Raw genomic sequence first — 13,552 nt, 5'->3', positions numbered from 1 at the left:
AATCCATCATGCCGCTAACCACCACGGCCGCAACGGGATAAGCCGGTTACGTCCTGCGCACCATCCCGACGACCCAGAGCAGCAGCAGGGCGCCGAGCAGCGCAGTGAAGAACGTGAAGATGATGCCGCCACCAGCGGTGTTGACGAAGAAGCTCAGGATGAAGCCACCGATCAGGGCGCCGATGATCCCGATGATTATGTCCATCACGATGCCGGCGCCGCTGCCCCTGATGATCCTGCTGGCGAGGGCTCCGGCGAGCCCGCCGATGATGATGTAACCGATCCAGCCGACGCTGGTCAAAGTGCTGGAGCGGGCAAGAAATTCAGTAGCTGCCATGACGGTCATGAAAGTCTCCTCGCAATCACTGGCAAAGCCCAGCTGTTTGCTGGGCCGTCACTCCGGTATACCCGGCTTGGGTCACGAAACGAGTGCCGAATTGGAGACGGTTGACCAGTCGGTTTCGCGTCCCTCGAGCCGCTCGGTCAGGTCGAGAGCGTCTGCTGCGGTGTCGGTGTGGGGGGCGGGCTGACCTCGGAGGCCGGCGCGCCCGGAACCGGCGCGGGTGCGCCCGGTGCCGCGGGCGCTCCCGGTGCCGCAGGCGCTCCCGGTGCCGCAGGCGCTCCCGGTGCCGCGGGTGCTCCCGGTGCCGCGGGTGCGCCAGGAGCCGGCGCACCGGGGGCCGCCGGCGCTCCCGGCGCGGCGGGTGCTCCCGGAGCGGCGGGGCCGCCTGGAGCCGCAGCCGGTGTCCACGCCTGGATCGACTCGGCGAGCGCCTTGGCCGCGCCCCTGTCCACCGGGTCGTTCGAGGTTCCGAGCCACACCACGAACCAGCGTTGGGCGGTCCCGCCGTTAGCCGAACCGATGACGCCCGTCCAGATCTGGCCGTTCGGCTTGGACGCGTCGCTGAACTTCACTTCGTAGTACGACGCGCTGCCGGTGCTTCCGTTACTTCCGTTGAGCGGGGTCGCGTCCTGGTTGATCCGGGTGCCGGGATAGGGCATGAAGAACTCGCCCATGTCCGACCCCAGCCGCACCGCGGCCTTGGCATTATTGGCTTCCGCACTGGCGTACAGCTTCTGGTCCAGGCGGCCCATCACGATGCGCGTGTCGTTGGCGACCGCTGGCGGCTGATCGGGCGCCGGCGCCGGGCCGGTGACCTTGCTCAGCAGCGCCGAGCCGTAGTCGAGGTGCGACGCGTCCGACTCCACCCAGCCGGCCGGCAGGACATAGCTGAATCCGCCGACCGCGTTGGTGACCCGCCCGGCGTTAGGGTCGGCCGGCGGTGGTGGCGGTGCATTCGGGTCGACGGGCGGTGGCGGCGCCCCGTTGGGGTTGAGCGGCGGCGGCGGGACCGCGTTGGGATCGCCCGGCGCCGGTTGCGCATTCGGCGCCGGAGCGGCCGGCGGAGCGTTGGTAGCCGGCGCCCCCGGCGGCGCCGTGGCCGTGCTCGGCGGCACCGGCGTGGGCACCTCGGGATCGGCGTTGGAAGCCGCCGGCAACGCGATGGCGAATGCGCTGGCACCGGTCACCGTGGTGATCGCCAGCGTCGTCCACAGTCCTTTGCGACGGGTCGAGGTCGGGTCCACCTGTTCCATGGCGACGAACCTACCGTGTTACCGCTGTGACGCAAGGGTGATTGCGGACTATTGCTGCGTGGATTTACCGATGTTGCCAGTGAGCAATGTCGAAAGCCCGAGACGCGTTGCGCCCGGCGCCTCAGCGGGCGGAGGGATGCAGCGACACCTCATGCGCCTTGACCGAGAACCACACGCGATCCCCCGGCACAAGTTGGAGCTCTGACGCGGCGTCGACGGTGATCTCCGCGGCGAGGCCCGGAGCGCCGTCGGGTTGCTGCGCGCAACGCACCCACACCGCCGGTCCGCGGACATCCAACTCCGCGACGGTGACCTCAACGGTGTTGCGGGGGCTACCGTGCGGGCGCTCGCGATAGACGGCCACCGCCGTCGGTGGAAAGACCACGATCGCATGCTGCTCCGGCGACAACGCGCCACTCGCCGCAGCGGCCGCGTACCACCGGTCGCCGGAGTCCGCGCGCAGCGAGCCGTCACCGGCAACGGTTCCATTCACCAAGTTGATGCCCGCGATGCGGGCCGCGAAATGGCTGCGCGGTGTGCTGAGAACCTCGGCTACCGGGCCGATTTCGGCGACCTTGCCGGACTCCAGCACCAGGACGCGGTCGGCCAGGGTGAATACGTCCAGCAGGTCGTGGGTGACCAGGATCGCCGCACACCCGATGCGGGTGATGACGTTGCGCAGCACCGCCCGGATCGCGGCGGCCGCGGCGACGTCGAGGCCGGCCAGCGGTTCGTCGAGGAGCAAGACGTCGGGCTCGGCCGCCAGCGCCCGGGCGATCGCGACTCGCTGGGCCTGTCCGCCGGACAGCTGTCGCGGTTTCCGGTCGGCGAAGCGCTCGGCATCCACCTCGCGCAGCCAGCGCAGCGCCGTCGCCGTCTGGGCGGCGCGCGCCGGGCGCAACCTCCCGCGCCGGCTATGCGGTCCGAACGCGACGTTCGCGGCAACACTCATGTGCGGAAACAGCAATGCGTCTTGCAGCAACAGCCCGACCCGACGGTCGTGGGTCGCCACGTCGATGCCGGCCGCAGGGTTGAACAACTCTCGGTTCCCCAGCCGCACCACGCCGTCGTCGGGACGAAGGAGCCCCGCGATGACATGCAGCACGGTCGATTTGCCCGCGCCATTGGGTCCTAGCACGGCGAGCACCTCGCCCGCGGCGACGGAGAACTCCACGTTCACATGTCGGTCCGCGACGACCGCGCGCAGGTGCAGATCGCTCATGGTCACCCGATGCCGGATCCGGTCAGCCGGCGAGCGCCAAGGCCCAATACCACCAGGGCCGCCACCACCACCAGCAAGATCGACAGCGCCACAGCGGCATTGGCGTCGGTGACCCGTTGCAGGTAGATCTCCAACGGCAGCGTGCGGGTCACCCCCTGCCGGGATCCGGCGAACGTCAGCGTCGCGCCGAACTCGCCGAGCGAGCGAGCAAAAGCCAGCACCGCCCCGGACACCACGCCCGGCAACAGCAGTGGCAGGGTGACCCGCCACCAGACGACGCTCGGACGCGCGCCCAGCGTCGCGGCCACCGCCTCGAACTCGGCGCCGGCGGCGCGCGCCGCGCCCTCCAGGGAAATCACCAGGAACGGCAGCGAGACGAAGGTCTGTGCGAGTACCACGGCGGTGGTGCTGAACGCGATGCTGACGCCGGCGGCTTCCAGGTAGCGACCGAGCAATCCGAGTCGGCCGAACGCGTACAGCAGCGCGATTCCGCCCACCACCGGCGGCAGCACCAACGGCAGCAGAATCAGGGGCCGAAGCAACCGGATCGGCCGGGCCCTGCCGCGTGCCAGCACCAGCGCCATCGGCACTCCCAGCGCCACACACAGCACCGTGCTGGCGGCGGCGGTCTTGAGGCTCAGCAACAACGCCGTACCCGACGATGAGCTGGTGATCAGCGACCAGAAGTGCGGCCAATCGACCTTGACTGCGATGGCCACCAACGGCAGCACCACGAAGAGCGTCCCCACCGCCGCGGGAACGTACACCCACCGGGGCAGATCCGTCGGCCGGTGCATCCGCGGTCTCAGGGCTTCGCGAAGCCGGCCTGGGCCAGGATCTGCTCCCCGGCCGGTGACGTCACCAGGTCGACGAACTTCTCCGCCGGCGCGGCCAGCGGCGCCTTCTTCAGCACACCGATGGGATAGACGTTCACCGCGCCGGCGGCCTCCGGGAAGTTCACCGTCGCGACCTTGTTGCCGGCGGACTTGGCGTCGGTGACGTAGACCAGCGCGGCATCGGCCTGACCGCTGGTGACCTTGTTGAGGGCATCGGTGACGCTGAGTTCCTCGCTGACCGGGCGCAGCCGCACCCCGGTGCTGTCTTCGACTCGCTGGGTCGCTGCGCCGCACGGCACCGGTTGCTGGCAGATCACCACGTTGAGTCCGGGCTCGGCCAGATCGGCGAAGGAAGTGATGGCCTTCGGATTGCCCGGGGCGGTGACGATGACCAGGGTGTTCGCCGCGAAGTTCGCCGGGTTGCCGGTCAGCAGGCCGGACCTGCTGACCTTGTCCATCTGGGCGGTGTCGGCCGAGGCGAACACGTCCGCGGTGGCGCCCTGCGTCAACTGAGTGGCCAGGTCGGACGAGCCGGCGAACTCGAACTCGACGCCGATGCCCGGATTCTGGTCCGTGAACCGCTGGCCGATCTGGGTGAACGCCGGCTTGAGCGACGCCGCGGCGAACACCATCACCTTGCCGGCCGGCGGCGAGCCCGCCTTCGACCCGCACCCGATCAGGCCCGCCAGAAGTACGGTCGAAACCGCAGCGGCCAGGATCCCGATCCGACGCATGGATGAACCCTAGCCCGCCGATGATGCGGCCGCTTGGCGGTTGAATCGCCGCAAGAAAGTAGCGGCCAAATAGTTACAGAAACGATCCGCGCGTCGCGCCGGGTGAAGTTTCGCCGACTAGCTACTGTCCAGTAACATGTCTGGGACCGATGCCATAACGCGTGAACACGAGGAGGTCATGGCATGGAGGTGCTGGTTACCGGCGGAGACACGGACCTAGGGCGCACGGTAGCCGAGGGCTTCCGCGATGACGGCCACAAAGTGACCCTCGTGGGCGCACGCAAGAGCGAGCTGGAGATCGCCGCCAAGGAGCTCGAGGTCGACGCGATCGTCTGCGACACCACCGACCCGGCCAGCCTTGAAGAGGCCCGCGCGCTGTTCCCGCATCATCTGGACACCATCGTCAACGTGCCGTCGCCCTCCTGGGACGGCGGCGACCCACGCACCTATTCGATCGCCGATACGGCCAACGCCTGGCGTCACGCCCTTGACGCCACGGTGCTTTCGGCGGTGTTGACCCTGCAGGCCGTGGGCGACCACCTTCGCTCGGGCGGCTCCATCATCAGTGTGGTGCCCGAGAACCCGCCGGCCGGCAGCGCCGACGCCGCCATCAAGGCGACGCTGTCGAACTGGACCGCGGGCCAGGCAAGCATTTTCGGCACCCGCGGCATCACGGTCAACGTCGTCGCGAGTGGACGCAGCGCCGAGCCCGGCTATGACGGACTCTCCCGCACGCCGGCACCCGTGGCCGCCGAGGCCGCGCGGTTGGCGCTGTTCTTGACCACGCCGGCGGCTCGCCACATCACCGGCCAGACCCTGCACGTGAGCCACGGCGCGCTCGCCAGTTTCGCCTGAGGCGTAGCGCGCACCCTTCTCCCGCCAGAGGCCGATCGCTACGGTAAGTGTCGTGGCTATTCGACTCGGTTTGCAGATTCCCAACTTCTCCTACGGCACCGGGGTAGAGCAACTCTTTCCCACCGTCATCGCCCAGGCCCGCGAAGCCGAATCCGCTGGATTCGATTCGGTTTTCGTGATGGACCACTTCTACCAACTGCCGATGTTGGGATCGCCCGATCAGCCGATGCTGGAGGCCTACACGGCCCTGGGAGCCCTGGCCACCGCAACCGAGCGGGTGCAGCTGGGCACCTTGGTGACCGGCAATTCGTACCGAAATCCGAGTCTGCTCGCCAAGACCATCACCACACTGGACGTGGTCAGCCAGGGCCGCGCGATTTTGGGGATCGGTACCGGATGGTTTCAGCTCGAGCACGACCAGCTGGGCTTCGAATTCGGCACCTTCACCGACAGATTCAATCGGCTCGACGAGGCCCTGGAGATCATCCTGCCGATGATCAAGGGCGAACGGGCCACCTTCTCGGGCAAGTGGTACCAAACCAGCGAGGCGTTCGCCAATCCTCGCTTCCGCGACCACATTCCGCTGATGATCGGCGGCAGCGGAGAAAAGAAGACGATCCCGCTCGCGGCAAGGCATTTCGACCACCTCAACGTGATCGCGGGTTTCGACGAGCTGCCGCGCAAGTTGGACGCGGTGCGCCGGTCCTGCGAGGAGGTGGGCCGCGACCCCGTCACCCTGGAAACCAGCACGCTGACCACCGTGATGATCGACGAGAACGCGAGCCTGGACCAGATTCCCGCCGAGATGACGCAGCGGATGGTGGTCGGCACGCCGGATTCGGTCGCCGATCAGATCAAGACCAAGGTGATCGATGCGGGCGTCGACGGCGTGATCATCAATCTGCCCTTCTACACACCCGGCGTCATCGAGGCGGCCGGGAAAGCGCTGCGCCCGCTCGTTGGCCTGTAGACGGTGGCGGCCGTGTGGAGTCGCGAAACGGCCATGGCGCGGTAATACTTCGGTGTAGCAGCGTTCACCTGTGCCACGGCGGCGCAGCGCAGAAGCGAAGGGCCGGAACCGCCATGAAGATTCGAGCCCTGGTGGCGATCGCGGTCGGCGTGGCGTTCGCCCCGATTCCGAATGCGCTCGCCGACAACAATTGGATCGCCATGGCGATATCGGACTCCACCGGCCACATCAACATCGCCGACGGAGCCTCCAGCCAGGGCGCGGCAGAGAAGGCTGTGATGGACACGTGCCGCAAGAGCATCAGCGACTGTCGTCTGCTGGCCAGCGGCCAGGGTGGCTGCATGGCGCTCGTCTTGAACGCGGCGAAGTCCCGATACTTCGGGGGTTGGGGTCCGACGCGCGAAGAGGCGGAAGCTGCGGCGCTGGGGCGCGCCCCCGGCGGAACGATTCAGGACGGCCACGACCACTGTGCGGGAGAAGGCTCCACTGGGTGACGACGGCTTCGGTTGGCTAGGCTGATATCTACGCCACAATCGCGGTCGCTCACCAGGTATTTCACTTCCGCACACCGTTAGTGTTGCAAACAACACATGCGTATCGGCTAGGTCCCGGGGTATCCGCATTACTAGCGTGGTGGCTAAATGCAGTCGCGCGTCCAGGAGCCCCCCGTCAGGAGCAGCGGAAACATGAGCCCCCAGCCAGAAACCCCAGCTGGATCGGAGCGCCGTCATCAGGTCGTCATCATCGGCTCGGGATTCGGTGGACTGAACGCGGCAAAGAAACTGAAGCACGCGAACGTCGACATCAAACTGATCGCCCGTACCACCCATCACCTGTTCCAGCCACTGCTGTACCAAGTGGCGACGGGCATTGTGTCCGAAGGCGATATCGCGCCGCCCACCCGTGTGGTCCTGCGCCGCCAGCGCAATGTTCAGGTGCTGCTCGGCGACGTCACCCACATCGATCTGGAGGGCAAGTTCGTGGTGTCCGACTTGCTCGGGCACACCTATGACACGCCCTACGACAGCTTGATCATCGCCGCCGGCGCCGGCCAATCGTATTTCGGCAACGACCATTTCGCCGAGTTCGCCCCGGGCATGAAGTCGATCGACGACGCGCTCGAGGTGCGGGGCCGGATCCTGAGCGCGTTCGAACAGGCCGAGCGGTCTCGCGACCCGGAGCGACGCGCCAAGTTGCTGACGTTCACCGTGATCGGGGCCGGGCCCACCGGCGTCGAAATGGCCGGGCAGATCGCGGAATTGGCGTCCTACACGCTGAAGGGCTCCTTTCGGCACATCGACTCGACGCGGGCGCGGGTGATCCTGCTCGACGCCGCGCCCGCCGTGCTACCGCCGTTCGGCGACAAGCTGGGTCAGCGCGCGGCGGCCCGGCTGGAGAAGATGGGCGTGGAGATCCAACTGGGCGCGATGGTGACCGACGTCGACCGCAACGGCATCACTGTCAAGGATTCCGACGGTACCGTCCGGCGTATCGAATCGGCCTGCAAGGTCTGGTCCGCCGGGGTGTCAGCCAGCCCGCTGGGCCGCGACCTTGCCGATCAGTCGTCCGTCGAGCTGGACCGGGCCGGCCGGGTCAAGGTGCTGCCGGACCTGTCGGTGCCCGGCCACCCGAACGTGTTCGTCATCGGAGATTTGGCTGCCGTCGAAGGCGTGCCGGGCGTGGCGCAGGGAGCCATCCAGGGTGCCAAGTACGTCGCGAGCACCATCAAGGCCGAGCTCGGGGGCGCCAACCCGGCCGAGCGGGAGCCGTTCCAGTACTTCGACAAGGGCTCGATGGCCACGGTGTCGCGGTTCTCCGCGGTCGCCAAGATCGGGCCTGTCGAGTTCAGCGGCCTGTTCGCTTGGTTCGCGTGGCTGGTGCTACACCTGGTCTACCTGGTCGGTTTCAAGACCAAGATCAGCACGCTGCTGTCCTGGACGGTGACGTTCCTGAGCACCCGGCGCGGCCAGCTCACCATCACCGAGCAGCAGGCGTTCGCCCGCACCCGCCTCGAACAGTTGGCCGTGCTCGCTGCCGAGACCAAACGGCCGGCGGCCAGGCGGGCCAGCTAGCCGCCCGTTGTACCCTCCTCCAAAGAGGTTGCCGGACAGCGCATTTCACTGATCGCAGCCGTCGCTGTTGATCAGCCTTGGCGAATCTCGAGATTCTGCAGTCGCACCTGGCCGCGGGCGACGATCCGGTCGTCGGCGTCGGTGATGGTGACCAACCACAGTTGCTGGCTTCGCCCCCGGTGAATGGGCTCGGCGGTGCCGTACACCATGCCCGAGCCGATGGAGCGCAGGAAGTCGGTGTTGTTGTTGACCCCCACCACATTTCCGCCGCCGCGGGTCGCCAACCAGGTGTAGGCGGCCACACTGGCCATGCTCTCGATGATCGAGCAATAAACGCCGCCGTGAACCAAACCCATCGGCTGCAACAGCTTGGGCGTCACCTCTAGCTGTGCGCGCGCACCGTCGGGGCTGAGTTCGGTGAATTGCAGCCCGATCTCGCGGTCGAAGGGTGCGGCGAAGTCCGGCGGGAGGATCGTTTTCTGCGGCTCTGGCACGTCCATGTGTCTACACCATGGCCGGCGCACGCACGCTCGCGGCGGAATGGCGGCCCCGAAAACGGCTGAGCCCCGGGCCTTTTAGGCACGGGGCTCGCCGATCGAGTAGACCGGGGGTCGCTGCAGCCCTCAGGACGCTCACACGGTCCGTATCGCTCGACCACATCAGCATAGGCAAGGCTGCCCTAACTTGGCAAGCGGTATGGTTCTTCTTGTTCGCGGCTTGGGCCGCGGCGGCCGACACAGCAATTTGTCAGGCTTCCGTACGACCGACGGTAGTAAGCCGGAGTACTCTTGATTCGACGCTCAGGAGATGAACGAAACTATGGCCAAACTGACACGGCTGGGGGATCTAGAACGGGCCGTCATGGACCATCTGTGGTCCACGCCCGAGCCTCAGACCGTTCGCCAGGTCCATGAGGCGTTGTCGGCACAGCGCGACCTGGCCTACACCACGATCATGACCGTGCTGCAGCGGCTAGCCAAGAAGAACCTGGTCTCCCAGATCCGCGACGACCGGGCACACCGCTACGCACCGGTGCACGGCCGGGACGAACTGGTCGCCGGGCTCATGGTGGACGCGTTGGCCCAGGCCGAAGATCCGGGTGGCAGAAAGGCCGCACTGGTGCATTTCGTCGAGCGTGTCGGCGCCGACGAGGCCGAGGCGCTGCGGCGCGCGCTCGCCGAACTGGAAGCCAATCAACGCAAGAACCCGACATCTGCTGGCGCTGGGCCGGAGGGCTGAGGGACACTAGCAGTGTGTCCGCGCTGGCCTTCACCATCATCGCGGTGCTACTGACCGGCCCCGTGCCGGCAATGTTGGCACGCGCGCGCTGGCCGCTGCGCGCTCCCCGCGCCGCAATGGTGCTCTGGCAAGCCGTTGCGCTGGCCGCGGTCCTGTCGGCGTTCAGCGCCGGCATCGCGATCGCCACCCGATTGCTGATGCCCGGCCGCGACGGCCGGCCCACGACCAGCATTGTCGGCGCCGCCGACCGCCTCGGCTGGCCGCTGTGGACGCTCTACGTCAGTGTTTTCGCCCTGACCCTGCTGGTCGGCGCCCGGCTTATGGTCGCGGTCATCCGGGTGGCCATCGCCAACCGGAAGCGTCGGGCCCACCACCGGATGGTGGTCGACCTGGTCGGGGTCGGCCACGGCGCCGCGAAGTCCCAGCCCTGCGCCCGGACGCGCGACCTTCGCGTCCTGGACGTCCCGCAACCGCTCGCCTACTGCCTGCCCGGCGTGCGCAGCCGGGTGGTCGTCAGCGAGGGAACGCTGAGCACGCTCGCGGACCCCGAGGTCGAGGCGATCCTCACCCACGAGCGCGCCCATCTGCGGGCGCGCCACGACCTGGTGCTGGAGGCGTTCACCGCCGTGCACGCGGCCTTCCCGCGGCTGGTCCGCAGCGCCAACGCGCTCGGCGCGGTCCAGCTTCTGGTCGAGCTGCTCGCCGACGACGCGGCGGTCCGCGCCGCGGGGCGCGCTCCCCTGGCCCGGGCGCTGGTCGCATGCGCATCGGGGCGGGCCCCGTCGGGCGCACTCGCGGCCAGCGGCCCCAGCACGGTGCTCAGGGTGCGCCGGCTGGGCGGACGCGGCAACAGCCCGCTGTTGTCGGCGGCGGCATACCTGGCCGCGGCGGCCGTATTCGTGGTGCCCACGATTGCGCTGGCCGTCCCGTGGCTCACCGAGCTGGAACGCCTGCTCAACCTCTGAGGCCGCCGATCACCGATCACCCCGGACGCCCGAGTGTTCGCTGTGCCACAGTGTCACCGAAGGCTTTGGCCGAAAGGTTCTCCTAATCGAGAGGCGAAAACATGAGTTCGTCGGATGCCCACTCCGATTCCACGACCGGCACCGCGCAGATCGGCGTCACGGGCCTGGCCGTGATGGGTTCCAACATCGCCCGTAACTTCGCCCGGCACGGCTACACCGTGGCGCTGCACAACCGGTCGATCGCCAAAACCGATGCGCTGCTCAAGGAGCACGGCGACGAGGGCACGTTCGTGCGTTCGGAGACCATCGCGGAATTCCTGGACGCGCTGGAGAAGCCGCGCCGGGTGCTGATCATGGTCAAGGCCGGCGACCCCACCGACGCCGTCATCGACGAGCTCGCCGACGCCATGGAAGAAGGCGACATCATCATCGACGGCGGCAACGCCCTCTACACCGACACCATCCGTCGGGAGAAGGCGATGCGCGAACGCGGCCTGCACTTCGTCGGCGCCGGCATCTCCGGCGGCGAGGAGGGCGCGCTCAACGGGCCGTCGATCATGCCGGGCGGCCCCGCCGAGTCCTACAAGTCGCTGGGCCCGCTGCTCGAGGAGATCTCTGCCCACGTCGACGGCGTGCCCTGCTGCACCCACATCGGCCCCGACGGCGCCGGGCACTTCGTCAAGATGGTGCACAACGGCATCGAGTACTCCGACATGCAGCTCATCGGCGAGGCCTACCAGTTGCTGCGCGACGGGCTGGGCAAGACCGCCCCCGAGATCGCCGACGTGTTCGCCGAGTGGAACAAAGGCGACCTGGACAGCTTCCTGATCGAGATCACCGCGCAGGTGCTGCGCCAGACCGACGCCAAGACCTCCAAACCGCTGGTCGACCTCATCCTCGACGAGGCCGAGCAGAAGGGCACCGGACGCTGGACGGTGAAGTCGGCGCTCGATCTCGGTGTGCCCGTGACGGGCATCGCCGAGGCGGTGTTCGCCCGTGCGCTGTCCGGCTCGGTCGCCCAGCGCAAGGCCACCACCGGCCTGGCCTCTGGTAAGCTCGGCGAGAAGCCAAGCGACGCAACACAGTTCATCGACGACGTGAGTAAGGCGCTGTACGCGTCGAAGATCATCGCCTACGCCCAGGGCTTCAACCAGATCCAGGCGGGCAGCGCCGAATACGACTGGGACATCACGCCCGGCGACATGGCGACCATCTGGCGCGGAGGCTGCATCATCCGCGCGAAGTTCCTCAACCGGATCAAGGAGGCGTTCGACTCCGACGCCGACCTGCCGACCCTGATCGTCGCGCCCTACTTCCGCAGCGCCATCGAGGAATCCATCGACAGCTGGCGCCGGGTCGTGGTGAAGGCCACCGAACTGGGCATCCCGATCCCCGGTTTCGCCTCGGCGCTGTCCTACTACGACGCGCTGCGCACCGAGCGGCTGCCCGCCGCGCTCACCCAGGGGCTGCGGGACTTCTTCGGCGCACACACCTACGGCCGGATCGACGACGACCCGGACAAGCGCTTCCACACACTGTGGAGCGCAGATCGCACCGAGGTGCCCGCGTAGCGGGGCGACATCACCAGGGCGTGAAGGGGGCTTGAGTTGGCGGGGCTACTGCGATGAGGTTTCTCGACGGGCACAGGCCCGCATACGATTTGACCTACAACGACGTGTTCGTGATGCCGAACCGCTCGGAGGTCGCGTCCCGCTTTGACGTCGACCTGTCCACCGATGACGGCTCGGGCACGACGATCCCGGTCATCGTCGCCAACATGACCGCGGTGGCGGGGCGCCGGATGGCCGAAACGATCGCGCGGCGCGGCGGACTCGTCATCCTGCCGCAGGATCTCCCGATCACCGCGGTGCAGCAGACGGTGGAGTTCGTCAAGAGCCGCGACCCGGTGCTCGACACCCCGGTGGTGCTCGAGCCCGACGACTCGGTGTCCGACGCGACGGCGCTGATCCACAAGCGTGCGCACGGGATCGCCGTGGTCACCTTCGAGGGACGCCCCCTCGGTCTGGTGAGCGAATCGTCGTGCCTGGGCGTGGATCGCTTCACCCGGGTGCGCGACGTCGCGATCACCGACTTCGTCACCGCCCCGGTGGGAACCGAGCCACGCAAGGTGTTCGACCTGCTCGAGCAGTCGGCGATCGGCGTCGCCGTCGTGACCAACGCCGATGGAACGCTGGCGGGTGTGCTGACCCGCACCGGCGCCATCCGCGCCGGCCTGTACACCCCGGCCGTGGATGCGCGGGGCCGCCTGCGGGTGGGCGCGGCCGTCGGAATCAACGGCGACGTCGGCGCCAAGGCGCGGTCGCTGGTCGAGGCGGGCATCGATCTGTTGGTCATCGACACGGCGCACGGGCATCAGGTGAAGACGATCGAGGCGATCCGGACGGTCGCGGCGCTGCAGCTGGGGGTGCCGCTGGCCGCCGGGAACGTGGTCTCGGCGGAGGGCACCCGCGACCTGCTGGGCGCCGGGGCGAACATCGTCAAGGTCGGTGTCGGCCCCGGCGCGATGTGCACCACCCGGATGATGACCGGCGTCGGCCGTCCCCAATTCTCTGCCGTTATCGAATGCGCTTCGGCGGCAAGAGAATTGGGCGGACATGTGTGGGCCGACGGCGGCATCCGGCATCCGCGGGACGTGGCGCTGGCGCTGGCCGCCGGCGCGTCCAACGTGATGATCGGGTCGTGGTTCGCCGGCACCTACGAGTCGCCCGGGGACCTGATGCGCGACCGCGACGACCAGCCGTACAAGGAGAGCTACGGGATGGCCTCCAAACGGGCGGTGGTGGCGCGCAGCGGCGCGGACACCGCCTTCGACCGGGCCCGCAAAGCGCTGTTCGAGGAAGGCATTTCGACGTCCCGAATGGGGCTCGATCCGGCCCGCGGCGGCGTCGAGGATCTGCTCGATCACATCACCTCGGGCGTGCGCAGCACCTGCACCTATGTCGGCGCCGCCAACCTGGCGCAGCTCCATGAACGGGTCGTGATCGGGGTGCAGTCGACGGCGGGCTTCGCCGAGGGGCATCCGCTGCCGCAGGGTTGGTGACG

The 13,552-nt window shown here is 68.1% G+C and carries 14 protein-coding genes; 8 read left to right on the top strand and 6 right to left on the bottom strand.

Features of this window, described 5'->3' with window-relative positions:
- Positions 1-46: 46 nt before the first annotated feature.
- The 5 genes from AC5Y7E_RS14050 to modA all read right to left on the bottom strand — a co-directional run bounded on the left by AC5Y7E_RS14050 (position 47) and on the right by modA (position 4,388).
- A complete protein-coding gene (locus AC5Y7E_RS14050) occupies positions 47-346 on the bottom strand; it encodes a GlsB/YeaQ/YmgE family stress response membrane protein (RefSeq protein WP_499916571.1) in 300 nt (99 codons plus the stop codon).
- 137 nt (positions 347-483) lie between these two features.
- Positions 484-1,596: an alanine and proline-rich secreted protein Apa gene (locus AC5Y7E_RS14045; RefSeq protein ID WP_499916572.1), complete on the bottom strand. Its 1,113-nt coding sequence runs from the start codon at positions 1,594-1,596 to the stop codon at positions 484-486.
- A 121-nt stretch (positions 1,597-1,717) separates the two neighbouring features.
- Complete coding sequence (locus AC5Y7E_RS14040) at positions 1,718-2,818, bottom strand: sulfate/molybdate ABC transporter ATP-binding protein (protein WP_499949483.1); 1,101 nt, start codon at positions 2,816-2,818, stop codon at positions 1,718-1,720.
- Between the two features lie 2 nt (positions 2,819-2,820).
- Positions 2,821-3,615 (bottom strand): ABC transporter permease, encoded by a 795-nt coding sequence (locus tag AC5Y7E_RS14035; protein ID WP_499916576.1) that lies wholly within the window; start codon positions 3,613-3,615, stop codon positions 2,821-2,823.
- An 8-nt stretch (positions 3,616-3,623) separates the two neighbouring features.
- Positions 3,624-4,388, bottom strand: coding sequence for a molybdate ABC transporter substrate-binding protein (gene modA / locus AC5Y7E_RS14030; protein WP_499916578.1), 765 nt, complete (start codon positions 4,386-4,388; stop codon positions 3,624-3,626).
- Positions 4,389-4,571: 183 nt separating this feature from the next.
- Here modA and AC5Y7E_RS14025 point away from each other — a divergent pair, with 183 nt between their 5' ends.
- The 4 genes from AC5Y7E_RS14025 (at position 4,572) to AC5Y7E_RS14010 (ending at position 8,285) form a co-directional block, all read left to right on the top strand.
- On the top strand, positions 4,572-5,243 hold the full coding sequence (locus AC5Y7E_RS14025; RefSeq protein ID WP_499916580.1) for an SDR family oxidoreductase: 672 nt from the start codon (positions 4,572-4,574) through the stop codon (positions 5,241-5,243).
- A gap of 52 nt (positions 5,244-5,295) precedes the next feature.
- A complete protein-coding gene (locus AC5Y7E_RS14020) occupies positions 5,296-6,213 on the top strand; it encodes an LLM class F420-dependent oxidoreductase (RefSeq protein ID WP_499916581.1) in 918 nt (305 codons plus the stop codon).
- A gap of 113 nt (positions 6,214-6,326) precedes the next feature.
- Positions 6,327-6,707: a DUF4189 domain-containing protein gene (locus AC5Y7E_RS14015; protein ID WP_499916583.1), complete on the top strand. Its 381-nt coding sequence runs from the start codon at positions 6,327-6,329 to the stop codon at positions 6,705-6,707.
- A 192-nt stretch (positions 6,708-6,899) separates the two neighbouring features.
- On the top strand, positions 6,900-8,285 hold the full coding sequence (locus tag AC5Y7E_RS14010; RefSeq protein WP_499916585.1) for an NAD(P)/FAD-dependent oxidoreductase: 1,386 nt from the start codon (positions 6,900-6,902) through the stop codon (positions 8,283-8,285).
- 71 nt (positions 8,286-8,356) lie between these two features.
- On the opposite strand, the gene AC5Y7E_RS14005 is transcribed toward AC5Y7E_RS14010, so the two are convergent.
- Positions 8,357-8,785, bottom strand: a complete 429-nt coding sequence (locus AC5Y7E_RS14005; protein ID WP_499916587.1) for a PaaI family thioesterase — start codon at positions 8,783-8,785, stop codon at positions 8,357-8,359.
- Positions 8,786-9,104: 319 nt separating this feature from the next.
- On the opposite strand from AC5Y7E_RS14005, the gene AC5Y7E_RS14000 reads away from it, so the two are divergent.
- From AC5Y7E_RS14000 to AC5Y7E_RS13985, 4 genes are all read left to right on the top strand, one after another.
- Positions 9,105-9,524 (top strand): BlaI/MecI/CopY family transcriptional regulator, encoded by a 420-nt coding sequence (locus AC5Y7E_RS14000; RefSeq protein ID WP_499916589.1) that lies wholly within the window; start codon positions 9,105-9,107, stop codon positions 9,522-9,524.
- A gap of 14 nt (positions 9,525-9,538) precedes the next feature.
- Positions 9,539-10,489 (top strand): M56 family metallopeptidase, encoded by a 951-nt coding sequence (locus tag AC5Y7E_RS13995; protein WP_499916591.1) that lies wholly within the window; start codon positions 9,539-9,541, stop codon positions 10,487-10,489.
- 101 nt (positions 10,490-10,590) lie between these two features.
- Complete coding sequence (gene gnd / locus AC5Y7E_RS13990; protein WP_499916592.1) at positions 10,591-12,060, top strand: NADP-dependent phosphogluconate dehydrogenase; 1,470 nt, start codon at positions 10,591-10,593, stop codon at positions 12,058-12,060.
- Positions 12,061-12,113: 53 nt separating this feature from the next.
- The gene (locus tag AC5Y7E_RS13985) at positions 12,114-13,550 is read left to right on the top strand and encodes a GuaB1 family IMP dehydrogenase-related protein (RefSeq protein WP_499916594.1); all 1,437 of its coding nucleotides are present in this window, start codon (positions 12,114-12,116) and stop codon (positions 13,548-13,550) included.
- Positions 13,551-13,552: the final 2 nt, after the last annotated feature.

The sequence above is a fragment of the Mycobacterium sp. NGS17 genome (genome assembly GCF_059813205.1).
The sequence above is the reverse complement of the archived record's forward strand: the minus strand, read 5'-3'. Positions and strand labels throughout refer to the sequence as shown.

Bases quoted from the DNA above. Each gene is read 5' to 3' on its own strand.
- AC5Y7E_RS14050 (WP_499916571.1), bottom strand. From the start codon at position 346: ATGACCGTCATGGCAGCTACTGAATTTCTTGCCCGCTCCAGCACTTTG.
- AC5Y7E_RS14045 (WP_499916572.1), bottom strand. From the start codon at position 1,596: ATGGAACAGGTGGACCCGACCTCGACCCGTCGCAAAGGACTGTGGACG.
- AC5Y7E_RS14040 (WP_499949483.1), bottom strand. From the start codon at position 2,818: ATGAGCGATCTGCACCTGCGCGCGGTCGTCGCGGACCGACATGTGAAC.
- AC5Y7E_RS14035 (WP_499916576.1), bottom strand. From the start codon at position 3,615: ATGCACCGGCCGACGGATCTGCCCCGGTGGGTGTACGTTCCCGCGGCG.
- modA (WP_499916578.1), bottom strand. From the start codon at position 4,388: ATGCGTCGGATCGGGATCCTGGCCGCTGCGGTTTCGACCGTACTTCTG.
- AC5Y7E_RS14025 (WP_499916580.1), top strand. From the start codon at position 4,572: ATGGAGGTGCTGGTTACCGGCGGAGACACGGACCTAGGGCGCACGGTA.
- AC5Y7E_RS14015 (WP_499916583.1), top strand. From the start codon at position 6,327: ATGAAGATTCGAGCCCTGGTGGCGATCGCGGTCGGCGTGGCGTTCGCC.
- AC5Y7E_RS14010 (WP_499916585.1), top strand. From the start codon at position 6,900: ATGAGCCCCCAGCCAGAAACCCCAGCTGGATCGGAGCGCCGTCATCAG.
- AC5Y7E_RS14005 (WP_499916587.1), bottom strand. From the start codon at position 8,785: ATGGACGTGCCAGAGCCGCAGAAAACGATCCTCCCGCCGGACTTCGCC.
- AC5Y7E_RS14000 (WP_499916589.1), top strand. From the start codon at position 9,105: ATGGCCAAACTGACACGGCTGGGGGATCTAGAACGGGCCGTCATGGAC.
- gnd (WP_499916592.1), top strand. From the start codon at position 10,591: ATGAGTTCGTCGGATGCCCACTCCGATTCCACGACCGGCACCGCGCAG.
- AC5Y7E_RS13985 (WP_499916594.1), top strand. From the start codon at position 12,114: ATGAGGTTTCTCGACGGGCACAGGCCCGCATACGATTTGACCTACAAC.